The 17,133-nt window shown below is 65.4% G+C and carries 11 protein-coding genes and 1 tRNA gene; 4 read left to right on the top strand and 8 right to left on the bottom strand.

From position 1 onward, the window contains the following. Window positions 1-350: 350 nt before the first annotated feature. Window positions 351-824 (bottom strand): GFA family protein, encoded by a 474-nt coding sequence (locus RZV17_RS07920; RefSeq protein ID WP_104580031.1) that lies wholly within the window; start codon window positions 822-824, stop codon window positions 351-353. Window positions 825-950: 126 nt separating this feature from the next. Next, window positions 951-3,497, bottom strand: a complete 2,547-nt coding sequence (gene rnr / locus RZV17_RS07915; RefSeq protein WP_355608430.1) for a ribonuclease R — start codon at window positions 3,495-3,497, stop codon at window positions 951-953. A 120-nt stretch (window positions 3,498-3,617) separates the two neighbouring features. On the opposite strand from rnr, the gene RZV17_RS07910 reads away from it, so the two are divergent. Then, window positions 3,618-3,704: transfer RNA gene (locus tag RZV17_RS07910), tRNA-Leu, on the top strand. A 248-nt stretch (window positions 3,705-3,952) separates the two neighbouring features. On the opposite strand, the gene RZV17_RS07905 is transcribed toward RZV17_RS07910, so the two are convergent. Next, window positions 3,953-5,476 (bottom strand): platelet-activating factor acetylhydrolase IB subunit, encoded by a 1,524-nt coding sequence (locus tag RZV17_RS07905; protein ID WP_355608427.1) that lies wholly within the window; start codon window positions 5,474-5,476, stop codon window positions 3,953-3,955. Window positions 5,477-5,808: 332 nt separating this feature from the next. Then, on the bottom strand, window positions 5,809-6,957 hold the full coding sequence (locus RZV17_RS07900; RefSeq protein WP_184386988.1) for an acyl-CoA dehydrogenase family protein: 1,149 nt from the start codon (window positions 6,955-6,957) through the stop codon (window positions 5,809-5,811). Between the two features lie 123 nt (window positions 6,958-7,080). Here RZV17_RS07900 and RZV17_RS07895 point away from each other — a divergent pair, with 123 nt between their 5' ends. The 3 genes from RZV17_RS07895 to metH all read left to right on the top strand — a co-directional run bounded on the left by RZV17_RS07895 (window position 7,081) and on the right by metH (window position 12,207). Then, on the top strand, window positions 7,081-8,076 hold the full coding sequence (locus RZV17_RS07895) for a metalloregulator ArsR/SmtB family transcription factor (protein WP_179456884.1): 996 nt from the start codon (window positions 7,081-7,083) through the stop codon (window positions 8,074-8,076). Further along, window positions 8,073-9,212: a homocysteine S-methyltransferase family protein gene (locus RZV17_RS07890; RefSeq protein ID WP_104580028.1), complete on the top strand. Its 1,140-nt coding sequence runs from the start codon at window positions 8,073-8,075 to the stop codon at window positions 9,210-9,212. The genes RZV17_RS07895 and RZV17_RS07890 overlap by 4 nt, the downstream gene beginning before the upstream one ends. Window positions 9,213-9,453: 241 nt before the next feature. After that, window positions 9,454-12,207, top strand: coding sequence for a methionine synthase (gene metH, locus RZV17_RS07885; protein WP_355608421.1), 2,754 nt, complete (start codon window positions 9,454-9,456; stop codon window positions 12,205-12,207). 130 nt (window positions 12,208-12,337) lie between these two features. Here metH and RZV17_RS07880 read toward each other — a convergent pair whose 3' ends face one another. The 4 genes from RZV17_RS07880 to RZV17_RS07865 all read right to left on the bottom strand — a co-directional run bounded on the left by RZV17_RS07880 (window position 12,338) and on the right by RZV17_RS07865 (window position 16,952). Beyond that, window positions 12,338-13,543: an AGE family epimerase/isomerase gene (locus tag RZV17_RS07880; protein ID WP_104580025.1), complete on the bottom strand. Its 1,206-nt coding sequence runs from the start codon at window positions 13,541-13,543 to the stop codon at window positions 12,338-12,340. Next, on the bottom strand, window positions 13,540-14,526 hold the full coding sequence (locus RZV17_RS07875) for a carbohydrate kinase (RefSeq protein WP_047696683.1): 987 nt from the start codon (window positions 14,524-14,526) through the stop codon (window positions 13,540-13,542). Before RZV17_RS07875 ends, RZV17_RS07880 begins: the two co-directional genes overlap by 4 nt. Next, entirely contained in the window at window positions 14,523-15,833 is a 1,311-nt protein-coding gene (gene fucP, locus RZV17_RS07870) for an L-fucose:H+ symporter permease (protein ID WP_047696685.1), read from the bottom strand. Before fucP ends, RZV17_RS07875 begins: the two co-directional genes overlap by 4 nt. 63 nt (window positions 15,834-15,896) lie before the next feature. Then, window positions 15,897-16,952 (bottom strand): LacI family DNA-binding transcriptional regulator, encoded by a 1,056-nt coding sequence (locus tag RZV17_RS07865; RefSeq protein WP_355609255.1) that lies wholly within the window; start codon window positions 16,950-16,952, stop codon window positions 15,897-15,899. Window positions 16,953-17,133: the final 181 nt, after the last annotated feature.

Here is a 17,133-nt window from a genome sequence, read left to right as displayed (position 1 = left end):
AACGCCGGGCGGCGATGCCGCTGATGCCGGTTGCGGTGGCGCGAGGCTGGCGACAACACGCGGAGGGCAACTACATCAACCCCTGCACGTCTGCCGCAGCGCGAACCACGGTGATGGCTGTTGACTGTCGCGCTGCCGCAGCTGTTACTGGTGAGCCGCGCCCCTGCCCCCCGCAACGGAAGGCTCGGCAACCGTTGCGGCGGGTTGGCTACGGCACGCCAACACATCGGTGCTCCGCATGTCCTTGCAAGGTTTGCAGCTCGCGCAGTGCCAACGACTGGCAGCGAACCGCGCCACGTTGCCGGCAACGTGGAATGGCACCTGGATGCAAGTTGACCTTGGGCCGTTACTTACACCGGCCACCGCTCGGTGTCGTGGTCCGGATGCTGCCGCGAGACCAGCGAAGCCTGGAATGCTTCTGCGGCGGCATCATCTTCCGTGCGTCGTGTCGGCAACTGCGCCAACGCATCGACAAACGGCAGCTTGCGCTCCAGGCCGTACTGAATGTGCGGAGGCAACCGCTCCGGCGTGTCGAATGCGCCGGCTGCGATCGCCACGCCGTCGGGTGCTTCATAGGTCAGCGGCGTGCCGCAATCGGCGCAGAAACCGCGCTGTACCATCGACGATGAGGCGAAGCGCTTGGGCTCGCCGCGGGTCCAGCGGAACGCGCTGCCGCGCACCGACACCAATGGCGCGTAATACGCCCCGAAGGCTTTCTGGCACATCCGGCAATGGCAGATCGACGCGTCGTCGAGCACGCCGCGCACGTGGAAACGCACGGCGCCGCATTGGCAACCACCGCTGTATTCGGAAGAGCTGTTCATCCTGCGCCCCGCTTGTCAGCTTGCAACGGATGTCACGGCAGCCCCAGCGCTCGCCGCGAGCCACCAGCCTGCACTACCGCGTCGGCACCTTGCGAGCGGCCCACTTGACCGCCCGCAACGCCGACTTCAATTGGCCTTTTTCCTGCGCTTGGCCGGTTTCTCGCGTGGCGGCAGCGGCGCTTCGGGTGCTGCGCCATCCTCGGCCAGACGGAAGTCGATCTTGCGCTCTTCCATGCTGGCCTTGAGCACCAGCACGCGTACCGGATCGCCCAGGCGGAACTCGCGGCCGCGGCGCTCGCCGCTGAGCGTCTTGCGGATCGGGTCGAACTGGTAATAGTCCTGCGGCAACTGGGTGACGTGCACCAGGCCATTGACCTTGGACTGGGTCAATTCCACGAACAGACCAAAACCGGTCACGCCACTGATGACGCCGTCGAACTGGCCACCGACGTGCTTTTCCATCCAGGCGGCGCGATACCGCTCATCCACTTCGCGCTCGGCTTCGTCGGCACGGCGTCCGCGTTCGGAGCACTGCAGCGCCAGCGCCGACATCTGCCGCGGGGCGTAGATGAACTTGTCCGGGCTGGCCCCGGTCAAGGCATGCTTGATCGCGCGGTGCACCAGCAGATCGGGGTAACGGCGGATCGGCGAGGTGAAGTGCGCGTACGCCTCCAACGCCAGACCGAAGTGACCGTTGTTCTCCGGCGAATACACCGCCAGGCTCTGGCTGCGCAGCAGCACCGACTCCAGCAACGCCGCGTCCGGGCGCGCGCGCACCTTCTTGAGCAGCTTGGTGTAGTCGCCCGGGCGCACCTTGCTCCACGCCGGCAGGCTGAGCTGGAACTCCTTGAGGAACTCCAGCAGGTCTTCGAATTTGCTCTCCGGCGGGCGCTCATGCACGCGATACGGCGCGGGCACATGCATGCTCAGCAGATAGCGCGCCGCCTCGACGTTGGCGGCGATCATGCACTCTTCGATCAGCTTGTGCGCATCGTTGCGCACCAGCATGCCGGCCTGGGTCACCTCACCGGTGTTGTCGAGCACGAAGCGTACTTCGGAGGTTTCGAACTCGATCGCGCCGCGCTGCGTGCGGGCCTTGGACAGCACGCGGTACAGCTGATGCAGGCGCTGCACCTGCGGCAGCAACGGGCCGATGAAGGCCTTGGTATCGGCGTCGTCTTCGCCGACCGCCTTCCAAACCTGGTTATAGGTCAGGCGTGCGTGCGAGTTCATCACCGCTTCGTAGAACCGCGAGCCGGTCACCTCGCCATCGCGCCCCACCTGCATGTCGCAGACGAAGCACATGCGGTCGACCTTGGGCATCAGCGAGCAGATGCCGTTGGACAATGTCTCCGGCAGCATCGGCACCACGAATCCCGGGAAGTACACCGAGGTGGCGCGTTTTTGCGCCTCGTCGTCCAGCGGCGTGCCAGGACGCACATAGTTGGACACGTCGGCGATCGCCACCACCAGACGGAAGCCGTCGGCATTGGGTTCGCAATACACCGCGTCGTCGAAGTCCTTGGCATCCTCGCCATCGATGGTGACCAGCGGCATCTGCCGCAGATCCACCCGCCCGCCGATCATCTGCGGCTCGACCACCAACGGCACGGCGGCCGCTTCGTCCAGCACTTCCTGCGGAAATTCGTGCGGCAGCTCATGGCCGTGGATGGCCATTTCCACCACCAGCGACGGGGTGAGCTTGTCGCCGAGCACCGCGATGATCTTGCCGATCGCCGGGCGGCGCGCGTCCGGCGGCGCGATCAGCTCGCACACCACCAACTGCCCTTCGCGCGCCTCGCCGATACCATCCGGCGCGATCTGCACGTTGCGCTGGATGCGCTTGTCGTCCGGGTCGACGTACGCCACGCCATGTTCGTAGAAAAAACGCCCGAGCATGCGCGACATGCCGCGCTCGAGCACGCGCGCAATCGCGCCTTCGCGACGGCCGCGGCGGTCGATGCCGGTGACGTTGGCCAGCGCGCGGTCGCCGTGCATGACCTTGCGCATCTCGAACGGCGGCAGGAACAGATCGTCGCCGCCCTCGTCCGGTTTGAGGAAGCCGAAGCCTTCCGGATTGGCGATCACCACACCGGCAATCAGGCTGGTCTGCTGCACCGGCGCGTAGCCGCCACGGCGGTTCTGCACCAGCTGCGCCTCGCGCACCATTGCGGCCAGGCGCTTGCCCAGCGCGTCGATGCGATCGCTCAGGTTGAGCTTGTCGGCGATCTCTTCAGCGGTCTGCGGGCCGTCGCAGGCATCGAGCAACTGCAGGATGGCCTCGCGGCTGGCAATGGGCTCGGCGTAGCGCAGCGCCTCACGATCGGCATGCGGGTCCTTGAACCCGGCATTGCCGGCCTGGACTTCTTTCTGCTGGGCGGCCTCGTTCTGGAAACGTTCCGGCAGCGGCGCGGCAGGCCCGCTCTTGCGCGGATGCGGTGCGCGGGGAGCCGCCGGCATGGGCAGCGCGTCCGACGGCTGCGAGGCTACGCCGGAGGCTTTATCGGCAGCGCGCTTGTTGGCGGCCTTGGTCGATGCACCGGCGGCAGCGCGAACCAGGAAGTCCGGCATCCAGCCTGGCAACTTCTGCTGTTCGGCGGTGCTGGAGTCGGCTGCGCCGGTGGATTTGCGGCGACTCGGCCGATCGGAATCTGGAGTGTTTTTCTTTGTCATTGCCCTAATGGTACCCCTTGCGGTCCTGACGTGGGCGGCAACGGCGGCCCGTCCATGGCAATCGATGCAGGCAAGTTGTTGACAAGCCCGCCGCGAGTCTGCAAAATTCGCGGCTCACCTGCCCAGGTGGCGGAATTGGTAGACGCACTAGCTTCAGGTGCTAGCGGGGGCAACTTCGTGGAGGTTCGAGTCCTCTTCTGGGCACCAGTTTAAAAAGACCTCCGAGCGATCGGGGGTCTTCTGGTTTCTGGGCCACGGAAAACGCCGGGCCCTGGTCGCTGCCGCGCCGCTCGCTGTTCTGAGGCCCGGCACCGCGGTTGACCAGGTCATCGCAATCACCTTGCGCAGCGCAACCACTCAACCGGCACGTCACCGCGGGCGATCGTTCACGCCCGCTGCCGCCATCCGCGTCAACGCCGGCAACGCCCGCAGCGCGCCAGCTGCCGCTCGTCCGATCACGGAACCGCTGTCACCCCCGCCGCGCGCAGTGCCTGTGCCCAGATCCGGTAGCCGGCCTCGCTGGGATGGGTGCCGTCGGGCATCAGGGCGTCGGGCAGGCTGCCGTCGGGCTGCAGCAGCTGTGGGCCGATATCGACCAGGCGCACCGCCGGGTCACTGGCATACCGCGTGCGCAGCAAGCGGTTGGTTTCGGCAATCGGAGCACGCTGCGGGTCGCCGGCAGAGCGGCCACGCGGCATGATGGCCATCAGGATGAGCTTGCTGTTGGGTAGACGACGGCGCACTTCGCCCACCACCGCTTCGACGCCTTGTGCTGCCTCGGCAGGCGTGCTGGCGCGCGATTGCGCGGTGCCGGTGAGGTTGTTGGTGCCGATATGCACAACCACCCAGCGCGGATCCAGGCCGTCGAGTTCGCCCTGGCGGATACGCCACAACACGTTCTGGGTGCGATCCCAGCCGAAGCCCAGGTTGAGCACCGGCCGCTTGCCATACAACCACTGCCACGACGCCGGCCCGCTGACGCGCGTGGCTTGCGGCGGGCCCGCCCAGAAGTGGGTGATCGAATCACCGATCATCACCACCTCCGGCTTGAGCGTACGCGCGGCAGCCAGTGCGGCATGGTGGCGTGCGTACCAGTCGTAGGAGTCCTGTTCCAGCCAATCGACCGGCAGCAGCGAGGTCGCCACGTCGCGGCCGAGCTCGGCCACCGGCTTGACCGGCGCCTCCCCCAACAGCCGCGCCAGCGTGGGTTCGATCGCCTCGGCCAGCATGCGTTGGCCCTGGGTGTCCGGATGCAGGGCACCGGCGGCAGGATGGAAGCGCGTGTCGTAGAACAGCTCGGTGCGCAGCGTGCCGGCACGTTGAAACACCGCGCTCACATCCAGGTAGGTCACACGCGGGTTGTCGCCGTAACGCACTGCCAGACCCTGGTTGACCTGGGCGTCGCGACGCGATTTTTCCGCAGAAACCCCGCTGGGCAGCACACTCAACAACAGGATGTGGGTACGCGGCAGCTTCTGTTCGAGCGCGGCAACCACCGCATCGATGCCGAGCTGAGCCTGCTCCGCGCCCTGGCCGAGATGGCCGGTGTTGTTGGTGCCGATCAGCACCAGCGCGACCTTGGGCTGCAGCCCGTCGACTTCGCCATTGGCCAGCCGCCACAGCACGTTTTCGGTGCCGTCACCGCTGAAGCCCAGATTGAGCGCGCCGCGGCTGCCGTAGAAGGTCTGCCAGGTCGGCTGGAAGTCTTCGTCCGGCGCCTTGGATTTTTCGTAGTTCTGGGTGATCGAGTCGCCGACCAGTAGCAGCTTGGTTTCCGGATGCTGCCTGACCTGCTCCAGCACCTGCGCATGCCGCTGCGCCCACCAGGGCTCCTGCAGGCGATCGGTGGGGATGATCGACGGCGGCGGCGTCTGCGCGCTCGCCGCGGGGCAGACCAGCAGCAGCCCCCAACACACCAGTGCGGGCGCGATGGCGGATAGCGAAAGGCGAGGAAACACAGCGTGCAAGGACCGGAGCATGCGCGCACCAGAGGCTGGAGAAGCCACGATTGTGATCCGCGCGCGCCGCGCACCACAAGCGTGGACACAGCCACCGCCATGTAAGGCTGCGAGTGCTTGTGATGTGTCGACGCCAGGCCACTGGCACGACACATCTCTGATCGCAGACCGCTCACGTTGGCGTAGGAGCGCGCTTGCGCGCGATGAAGCGTTATCGATAACGCTTCATCGCGCGCGAGCGCGCTCCTACCTGGCAGTGGGAAGCAATCGCCTAAATCAAGCACTGGATCGAGCGCTGCGCACCTCGGGCCAATGGAGTCGGCAACCGGCGGCGCGCTGCCGGAACCGGCCGCTCAGCGCAGGCCGGTTTCGCTGCGTGCGATCACCAGACGCTGGATCTCCGAGGTGCCTTCGTAGATTTCGGTGATCTTGGCATCGCGGAAGTAGCGCTCCAGCGGCATTTCCTTGGAATACCCCATGCCGCCGTGAATCTGCACGGCCTGGTGGGTGATCCACATCGCTGCCTCGGAGGCGGTGAGCTTGGCGACCGCCGCTTCGGTGCCGAATGACTTGCCCTGCCCCTTGAGCCAGGCCGCGCGCAGCGTCAGCAACAAGGCTGCATCCAGCTTGCACTTCATGTCGGCAATCTTGGCCTGGGTCATCTGGAAAGTGCCGATCGCCGCGCCGAAGGCCTTACGCTCCTTCGCATACGCCAGCGTGGCTTCATAGGCGGCGCGCGCGATGCCCACGGCCTGCGACGCGATCCCGATACGCCCGGCATCGAGCACGCTCATCGCGGTCTTGAAGCCCGCTCCCTCCTGGCCCAGCACCTCGTCAGGCTGCGCGACGTAGTCGGCGAACTCGATCTCGCAGGTGGCCGAGGCGCGAATGCCGAGCTTGGGCTCGGTCTTGCCGCGGTGAAAGCCGGCACGCTCGGTATCGACCATGAACGCGGTGATGCCGCGCGAGCCCTTGTCCGGTTCGGTCACCGCGAACAGCACGATGTACCTGGCCACCGGGCCGGAGGTGATCCAGCTCTTCTTACCATTGATGACGAAGCTGCCATCGGCCTGCCTGACCGCGCGGCAACGCATCGCCGAGGCATCCGAACCAGACTGCGGCTCGGTCAGCGCGAAGGCACCGATGTGCGTGCCTTCGGCAATCGCGCGCACGTACAGCTGCTTCTGCGCCTCGGTGCCGTTCTTCAGGATGCCGGTGCAGAACAGCGAATTGTTGACCGACATGATGGTGGAGTGCGCACCGTCGGCGGCGGCAATTTCGATCATCGCCAGTGCGTAGCTGATCGGGTCCATGCCGGCGCCGCCGTACTCGGCCGGTACCTCGATGCCCATCAGGCCGTTCTCACCCAGCAGTTGGATGTTTTCCAGCGGGAATTCGCCGCTGCGGTCGAACTGCTCGGCGCTGGGGGCGATCTTTTCCTGGGCGATCCGGCGGGCCACGTCCTGGATCATCAGTTGTTCTTCGGTAAAGCTGAAATCCACGTTCGACCCCTCCCGGGTATTGGCTGAGCGACCATTGTAGCCACAACCATTCGCATGCGTATGTAGTTGACCCCACACCTTGCCCGGCCGAAAATATCTCCATATCGCGATATAGAGATATTCATGGATCTGGAAGACTGGTCGGCCCGCCTGAAAGTATTCGCCGACGCTACCCGAGTCCGCCTGCTGGCCTTGCTGGAACAGGAAGAACTCACCGTGGCCGAGCTGTCGGCCATTACCCGACTGGCCCAGCCGCGCGTGTCCACCCACCTTGCCAAGCTCAAGGAAGCCGGGCTGGTGCGCGACCGCCGCGCCGGCGTGTCGGCGTACTACCGCTTCGACGAAGTGTCGCTGGACCCGGCGCAACGGGCGCTGTGGCTGGCGCTGAGCACCGGCAGCGACGATCCGCTGCTGCGCCAGGACGCCGAGCGCGTGGCAGCGGTGCTGGCCAACCGCGCCGCCGACCAGAACTGGGCCGATTCGGTCGCCGGTGACATGGAGCGCCACTACTCGCCCGGCCGCACCTGGGAGGCACTGGCGCGCACCGCCCTGCCCCTGCTGGAAACCGGCGACGTGCTGGACATCGCTTCCGGCGACGGCGTACTGGCCGAACTGGTGGCCCCGCACGCCACCCGCTACATCTGCATCGACACCAGCGCCCGCGTGGTCGCCGCCGCCAGCGAACGCCTGCGCAAGCTGCGCAACGTGGAAGTGCGCGAGGGCGACATGCATGCGCTGCCGTTCCCCGATGCCAGCTTCGACCTGGTGGTGCTGATGCATGCACTCACCTACGCCGCAAAGCCTGCGCAAGCGGTGGCCGAATCGGCGCGCGTGCTGCGCCCCGGCGGCCGCCTGCTGCTGTGCAGCCTGGCCAAGCACGAACATCGCGCCGCAGTGCATGCCTACGGCCACGTCAATCTCGGTTTTGCCGCCAAGGAACTGCGCAGGTTCGTCGAGAAGGCCGACCTGGAGGTGTCCAGCCTGGAGACGGTGACGCGCGAAAAACGTCCGCCGCATTTCGAGGTGATCTCGTTGATTGCGGTGAAGCCGGGAATCGGGATTCGGGATTCGGGATTGGTGGAAAACAACGACACTGCGGCGAGGAGAACGGGGCCATGACGCACGCGCGAATCCCCAATTCCGAATCCCCAATCCCGTTTGCATTGCCGTGGCTGCACCCCGAGCGCGCTGCCTCGCTCACGGCCGCATTGCGCGCGCGCATCCTCATCATCGACGGCGCGATGGGCACCATGATCCAGCGCCACGACCTGCAGGAACCGGATTACCGCGGCACGCGTTTTGCCGACGGCTACGACAGCGCGCACGTGCATGGCCCGGGATGCGATCACGCGCACGCGCCGGAAGGGCATGACCTGAAAGGCAACAATGATCTCCTGCTGCTGACGCGCCCGGAGATCATTGCCGGCATTCACCGCGCCTATCTGGACGCCGGCGCCGACCTGCTGGAAACCAACACCTTCAACGCCACCTCGGTGAGCCAGGCCGACTATCACCTGGAACATCTGGTGTACGAATTGAACAAGGCCGGCGCGCAGGTGGCGCGCGCATGCTGCGATGCCGTCGAGGCGCTGACACCGCACAAGCCGCGCTTTGTCATCGGCGTGCTCGGCCCCACCAGCCGCACCGCGTCGATCAGCCCGGACGTCAACGACCCCGGGTATCGCAATACCAGCTTCGATGCGCTGCGGCAGACCTACCGCGAGGCGATCGAAGGCCTGATCGACGGCGGCGCCGACACGCTGATGGTGGAAACCATCTTCGACACGCTCAATGCCAAGGCCGCGCTGTACGCGATCGAGGAAGTCTTCGAAGCACGCGGCGGGCGCTTGCCGGTGATGATCTCCGGCACCATCACCGACGCCTCCGGCCGCACCTTGTCCGGCCAGACGGCCGAGGCGTTTTATGCGTCGGTTGCGCATGGGCGGCCGTTGTCGGTGGGCCTGAACTGCGCGCTCGGCGCGAAGGACCTGCGCCCGCATGTGGAGACGCTGGCGCGGATTGCCGATGCCTACGTCAGCGCGCACCCCAATGCCGGCTTGCCGAATGCGTTCGGCGAGTACGACGAAACGCCGGAAGAGATGGCGCACACCTTGCGCGAATTCGCGCAGGCCGGCCTGCTCAATCTGGTCGGCGGCTGCTGCGGCACCTCGCCCGATCACATCCGCGCCATCGCCGAAGCGGTGGCCGATCTGCCACCGCGGCAATTGCCTGGCGCGCAGGAGCTGGCGGCGTGATGCGGCAGGCGTGCCCTCATCCGCCCTTCGGGCACCTTCTCCCGCAGGCGGGAGAAGGACACAGCATGGCGTGGCTTGGTACGGAGACACTCCAGGCGCAGCGCCGTCCCCTTCTCCCGCCTGCGGGAGAAGGTGGCGCGCAGCGCCGGATGAGGGCCGCATTCCATCGCGCCCCCTCATTTGGTCACGAACACCAACACACCCAGACTGATCGCGGCGCCAACCTCCAGCAGAGCCGTGCATGAGCACTCCCCGCTACACCCGCCTGTCCGGCCTGGAACCGCTGGTCATCACCCCGGACCTGCTGTTTATCAACGTCGGCGAGCGCACCAACGTCACCGGTAGCGCCCAGTTCCGCAAGCTGATCAAGGAAGAGCGCTACGAAGAAGCGGTGGAAGTGGCGCGCCAGCAGGTGGCCAATGGTGCGCAGATCCTCGACGTCAACATGGACGAGGGCCTGATCGATTCCGAGAAGGCGATGACCCGCTTTCTCAATCTGATCATGTCCGAACCGGATATCGCGCGCATCCCGGTGATGGTCGATTCGTCCAAGTGGACGGTGATCGAAGCGGGCCTGAAATGCCTGCAAGGCAAGAGCGTGGTCAATTCGATCTCGCTCAAGGAGGGCGAAGCGGTCTTCATCGAGCAGGCACGCAAGGTGCTGCGCTATGGCGCCGCCGCAGTGGTGATGGCCTTCGATGAGGTGGGTCAGGCGGACACCTGCGCACGCAAGGTGGCAATCTGCACGCGTGCCTACAAGATGCTGACCGAGCAGGTCGGCTTCCCGCCGGAAGACATCATCTTCGACCCGAACATCTTTGCCGTCGCCACCGGCATCGAAGAACACGACAACTACGCAGTGGACTTCATCGAAGCCACCCGTGAAATCAAACGCACCTTGCCGCACTGCCATATCTCCGGCGGCGTGTCGAATGTGTCGTTCTCGTTCCGCGGCAACGAAAGCGTGCGCCAGGCTATCCACTCGGTGTTCCTGTTCCATGCGATCAAGGCCGGCATGGACATGGGCATCGTCAACGCGGGCGGCATGCCGATCTACGACGATCTGGACCCTGAGCTACGCGAGCGCGTGGAGGATGTGATCCTCAACCGGCGCAAGGACGGCACCGAGCGCCTGCTGGAGATCGCCGAGCGTTACAAGGGCACCAAGGGTGCGGCGAAAGCCGAGGACCTGGCCTGGCGCGACAAGCCGGTACGCGCGCGCCTGGCGCATGCATTGGTACACGGCATCGATGCGTACGTGGACACCGATACCGAAGAAGCGCGTCAGCAGTCCACCCGCCCGCTGGATGTGATCGAAGGCCCGCTGATGGACGGCATGAACGTGGTCGGCGACCTGTTCGGCGCAGGCAAGATGTTCCTGCCGCAGGTGGTCAAGTCCGCACGCGTGATGAAAAAGGCCGTGGCGTATCTGTTGCCCTACATCGAAGCGGAAAAACTGCGCACCGGCGATGTCGGCAGGTCCAATGGCAAGATCATCATGGCCACCGTCAAGGGCGATGTGCACGACATCGGCAAGAACATTGTCGGAGTGGTGTTGGCCTGCAACAACTTCGATGTGGTGGACCTGGGCGTGATGGTGTCGGCGCAGGTGATCCTGGATCGTGCACGCGCAGAAAATGCCGACCTGATCGGCCTGTCGGGCCTGATCACGCCGTCGCTGGAAGAGATGTCGCATGTGGCGCGCGAGATGCAGCGCCAGGGGTTCGAGATCCCGCTCCTGATCGGCGGTGCCACCACCTCGCGCGCGCATACCGCGCTGAAGATCGACCCGCACTACACCGCGCCCACCGTGTGGGTCAAAGATGCCTCGCGTGCGGTCGGCGTTGCGCAATCGCTGATCTCGCGCGACCTGCGTCAGGCGTTCGTGGCCGCCAACGACGCCGACTACGCCGAGATCCGTGCCCGCCATCGCAACCGTGGCGATGCCAAGCGACTGGTGTCGCTGGAAAAGGCGCGTGCGCAACGCTTCGATGGCGGATGGGACAGCTACGTGCCGCCCGCGCCACGCCAGCCGGGCCTGCACGTCTTCGACGACTACCCGCTGCAGGAGTTGGTCGAGCTGATCGACTGGACCCCGTTCTTCCAGGCCTGGGAGCTGGCCGGCAAGTTCCCGGCCATCCTCAGCGACGAGATCGTCGGCACCCAGGCCAGCGAGCTGTATCGCGACGCACGCCGCATGCTCAAGCAGATCGTCGACGAGAAGTGGCTGACGGCGAAAGCCGTGTTTGGGCTATGGCCGGCCAATAGCGTGGGCGATGACGTCGTCGTCCTGACCGAAGCGGCGGAATCGGGAATCGGGAGTCGGGAATCGCAAAGCGATGCTCCCGCGCTCGACCATTCCCGATTCTCCATTCCCCATTCCCTGCATTTTTTGCGCCAGCAAGTCGACAAACCCATCGACCGCCCGGATTTCTGCCTGGCCGATTTCATCGCGCCCGAGGACAGCGGTGTGCAGGACTGGATCGGGGCCTTCGCGGTCACCGCGGGCATCGGCATCGACCCGCATGTGGCCCGCTTTGAAGCCGCGCACGACGACTACAATTCGATCCTGCTCAAGGCGCTGGCCGATCGCCTGGCCGAAGCACTGGCAGAACGCTTGCATCAGCGGGTGCGCACTGAGTTCTGGGGCTACGCGGACGACGAGAGCCTGGACAACGACGCCTTGATCGCCGAGCGCTATCGCGGCATTCGTCCTGCCCCCGGTTACCCTGCCTGCCCGGAACACAGCGAAAAACGCACGCTGTTCGACCTGCTCGATGCAGAGCAGAACACCACGATGACGCTGACCGAAAGTTTCGCGATGCTGCCTACCGCCGCGGTGTCCGGCTATTACTTCAGCCATCCCAAGAGCCAGTATTTCGTGGTCGGGCGCCTGGGCAAGGAACAGGTCGCCGACTACGCCAAGCGCAAGGGGATCACGCTGGCCTTGGCCGAACGCTGGCTGGCATCGAACCTGGATTACGACCCGGAGTAAGGGCCGCCGCAAACACCGTAAGAGCGCGCCCGGGTGCGACAGGGCGTTACCAGTAAAGCCCTGTCGCGCCCGGGTGCGCTCCTACGGTGCAGCCGCCAACCTTCGACCGCGCTGCCGGATTACACCAGCATCAAGCTGTTGGCCGCAGCACGTTCAACACTTCGTGGCATGCGCCCATGGTGTGGTAATCGGTCTTGCCGGCCGGGCTCTTCTCGTCGCTGTACTTGCGGTTGTCCGCGTCCAGGATGCGATACCACGCGCCGTAGCGGTGATCGATCATGTGCTTCCAGGCGTAGTCCCACAGCTTGTCGTACCACTGCCAGTAGCGATCCTCGCCACTGCGCTGGGCCAGTAATGCGGCGGCAGCGAGCGATTCGGCCTGCACCCAGAAGTACTTGTCGTCGTCGCAGACCTGCCCGTCCGGTGCGAAGCCGTAATACAGCCCGCCGCGTTGGGCATCCCAGGAGCGTTCCACCGCCACATCGAACAGATGTTGCGCGGTCGGCAACAACCAGTCGGCCGGCGCGTAGCGGTCCAGCAGCATCAGCAGCTTGGCCCATTCGGTCTGATGGCCTGGCTGGAAGCCCCAGGGGCGGAACAGGTGCTTGGGGTCATCGCGGTTGTAGTCCCAATCGATGTTCCACTGCGGGTCGTAGTGCTCCCATACCAGGCCATCGGCCTTGGCGGCCTGACGGCGCGTCATGTTGTCGGCCAACTGCAGCGCACGGTCGAGATAACGTTGCTCGCCACTGGCCTCATACGCGGCGATCATCGCCTCGCACATATGCATGTTGGCGTTCTGGCCGCGATACGTGGTGAAGTTGAATTGGGCGTCCGCTTCATCGCGGTATAAACCAAATTCCGGCTCCCAGAAGTGTTTCTCCAGCAGCTGCCAGGTTTCGTCCATCCACGTGCGGGCTTCGGCGATGCCGGCCTTCAGCCCGCACGAATACGCCAGCAGCACGAACGCAACGCCGTAGCAGTGGTTCATGTCGTCTTCCACCACGCCATCGCGCAGCGTCCAGGCATAACCGCCGGTCGCCGCATTGCGATGCACGTTGCGCAGGTAATCCAGGCCGTGGTGCACCGCTTCCAGGTACTCGGCGTTGCCGAACTCGCGGTAGGCCATCGCGTAATTGAAGACGAAGCGCGTGCTACTCACCAGATGCCGGTGGCCGGCGTCGTAGATGGAGCCGTCATCGCGAAAATACTGAAAAAAGCCACCGGCCGGGTCGATCGCGCGCGGGTGGTAGAACGCCATGGTGTCGGCGATGTGCTGGCGCAGGACATCGGCCGAGCGGAAATCGGGTGCGGGGGATGCGGGCAACGGGCTCATGCTTGTTCCTGGATCAGAGAATAGACGTCATCAATGCCGGGCATTGCGGCGAACGCACCCTTGCGCGTGACCGCCAATGCGCCGACGGCGGCAGCAAACCGGATCACCTCGGTCATCGCCGAGGTATCGCCGCACAATTGCGCCAGCGTGGTGCCGCGCGCAGCCAGCTGGAAGAGCAGCCCACCCACGAACGCATCGCCCGCAGCAGTGCTATCGCGCACCTGGACGGTGAACGCCGGCACCTGGCCGGAATCGGTACGGGTCTGCCAGTGCACCGGGCCGCCACCATCGGTGACCAGCAGCCAGGTCGCGTTGCCCTGCCACAGCTTCTGCGTCACTGCGCTGGCATCGCCGTCCAGCGTGCCGGCCAGATAGTCGAGCTCTTCGCGCGAGAGCTTGACCACATCGGCCAGAGCCAACGCCTCCCACAATACCGGCGCCGGGTTCACGTCCTGCGGCCACAGCATCGGGCGCAGGTTGAGATCGAGGCTGACGATGGCGCCATCGGCGCGCGCGCGGCGCATGCCGTCCAGCGTGCATTGCGCAATCTCCGGCTCGGTCATGCTGTTGGAGCAGACATGCAGCACCGCCGCCTGCGCGAAGCCATCGGCAGCAAAATGTTCGGGACGGAACAGCAGATCCGCTGCAGGCGGCCGGTAGAAACTGAAACTGCGCTCGCCCGCCTCGTCCAACGCGACGAACGCCAGCGCCGTCTTGGCCTGATCGGTGCGCACGATGCCGCCAGTGGCTACACCGGCCTGCTGCAGGCTCTGCAGCAGGAAGTCGCCGAACATGTCGCGCCCAAGCATGCCGACAAAATGGGACGCACCGCCGAGCTTGGCGACAGCGACAGCCACGTTGGCCGGTGCGCCGCCCGCATATTGCGCAAACGTGCGCGCGTCGTCGCTGCCAGCCTGTGGCAGCGCCAGCATGTCGATCAGGGCCTCGCCAAAGCAGATCACCTGGTTCTTGGCAGCGCTCATGCGTGCGCCTCCGCCAATGCGCCACGCAGACGCGAGCCCCAGATACCGTAGAACACGATGTACAGGTAGCACACCAGCGGCAGCACGAACGACTCATGCAGGCCGATCCGGTCTGCGAGCAGGCCCTGCAGATACGGCACGATCGCACCGCCGACAATGGCCATGATCAACAGGCTCGACGCCCGCCCGGTCAGCGGGCCGAGGCGCTCGATGCCCAGGGTGAAGATGGTCGGGAACATGATCGAGTTGAACAGGCCGATCGCCACCAGTGCGTACACCGCCAGCATGCCGCCGCTGACCATGGTGGCGCCCAGCAGCAGTGCGTTGATCGCTGCGAACGCCGACAACAGGACGCGGGGCGACAGTTTGGCCAGCAGTGCCGAGCCGATGAAACGGCCGATCATCGCCAGCGTCCAGTAGGCCGAGACGTACTTGGTCGCTTCGCGCTCGGTGAAACCGCCGATCTCCGGCAACGAGAAGTAATTGACCATCAAGCTGCCGATCGCCACTTCCGCACCAACATAGAAGAAGATCGCCAGCACACCGAAGCGCACATGCGGGTGGCGCAGCGCATCCAGCAGCGAATGCTTGCTTTCTTCCTTCTGCGCGCCAGCGTCGGTCAATGCCGGCAGGCGGAACAGGAACACGAAGATCGCCAGCAGGAACAGCACCACGCCCAGGCCGATGTACGGGCCCTGCACTGCCTGCGCTTCCTGCACGCGATAGGCCAGCTGCTCGGCCTCCGGCAGCGCCTTGAGCGCATCGCTGCTCATCACCGTGTTGGACAGGATCAACCAACCGCCCAGCAACGGCGCGATCGCGGTACCCAGTGAATTGAGCGCCTGCGCCAGGGTCAGCCGGCTGGACGCACTGCGCTCCGGACCCAGCAATGCGACATACGGATTGGCCGCCACCTGCAGGATGGTGATGCCGGTCGCCAGCACGAACAGCGCGCCCAGGAAGGCGCCGTAGACACGCAACTCCGCCGCCGGCCAGAAGCCCAGTGCGCCGACCGCCGCCACTGCCAGCCCGGCCACGATGCCCTGCTTGTAGCCCAACCGGTTCACCAGCCAACCGGCCGGCAGCGACATCAGGAAATACGCACCGAAGAAGGTGAACTGCACCAGCATCGCCTGGGCGAAGTTGAGCTCGAACACCGCTTTGAGATGCGGGATCAGGATGTCGTTGAGGCAGGTGAGAAAGCCCCACATGAAGAAGATCGTGGTGACCACCGACAACGCGACGCCGTTGTTGACGGGCGCCTTGTTGCCGCTTGGCACAGTGGATTGCGTGGAAAGGGAAACCATAGGAGTTGCCTGGTCAGCGGCCTGAGGCCTTGGTGGGGGAACGGTTGGGGGAATGCTTGCGCATTACGGCGCAGGCGCTGCGGTCGGCGCGCATGCACTGCTTGCACGGATCTTCAAGGCGACGGCGGCGGTGAGCCGTTGCGCCGCCAGTTCAGGGCTGCCGATACGCTGCAGCACCAGTTGCGCGGCCTGCCGGCCACGCGCGCGCGGATCGGCGGCCAGCGTGGTCAGGGCCGGGGTGAACAACGCGGCTTCGGCGATATCGTCGAAGCCGGTCACCGCAAAATCGCGGCCGGGCACACGGCCCTGCATCGCCAGCGCGGCCATCAGGCCCAGCGCCACGCTGTCGTTGTAGCAGACCGCCGCACTCACGCGCTGGCCCGCGCTGCCCAACATGCGTGCGCCACACAGCGCGGCATCCTGGCGATTGGGTGCCGACTCGACGTACTGCACGGCCAGCCCCGCATCCGTCATTGCACGCGTATAGCCGGCACGGCGCTGACGGCACGAACTGGATTCGGCATGGCCACCGAAGAACACGATGTGCCGGTGACCTTGCGCGATGAGGTGCGTGCAGGCCAGAAACGCGCCCTGCTCGTTGTCGAGCGCCAGCAGATCCCAACCGGCACCCTCCACTTCACGGTTGAACAGCACGACGTTGCGCTGGCGGCCGAGCACCTGGGTCAGAGCCTGCGCCTGGCTGCCTTCGGCTGGCGACAGGATGATTCCGGCCGGCGTGTGCTCCATCAACGAGGTCAGCACCGCCTGCTGGCGCTGCGTCGATTCACCGGTGCTGCCCAGCAGCGTCACATAGCCGGCCGCGCCCAGCGCTTCATCGACGCCTGCGGCGAACTCGGCAAAAAATGGATTGGACAGGTCGTTGATGACCAACGCGATGCTGGACGAGGTGCGCCGGCGCAGATTGGCTGCGGCGCGGTTGTACACATAGTTCTGTCGATCCAGCTCGGCCTCGACACGTGCCCGCGTGCTCGCATGCACCAAGGGGCTGCCGCGCAGTACCAGCGAGACGGTGGCACGCGACACGCCGATGGCGACCGCGATATCGCGCAACGTCACTGCGCCACGGCGCAGACGGCGCGCGTCGCCGTCCTCTTCCATTGCGGATGTAGGCGTGGCACGCGTCAAGTTGCAGACCTGGCGTTGAGAAAAATGCGCATGCCCGTAGCGTTCATTGGATCGATCCAATTAGGCCTTTTCCTTGTTCCCAATGCATGCGGCAGTGCAGCAAATCAGGCGGGATAGTCCACTCAGTGCGTGCCGACTGGTCGGTCGGGGCGAT

Source organism: Xanthomonas cannabis (assembly GCF_040616535.1).
GTDB lineage: Bacteria > Pseudomonadota > Gammaproteobacteria > Xanthomonadales > Xanthomonadaceae > Xanthomonas > Xanthomonas cannabis.
Note: the sequence above shows the minus strand (reverse complement) of the source record. Positions and strands in the feature narration are given on the sequence as shown.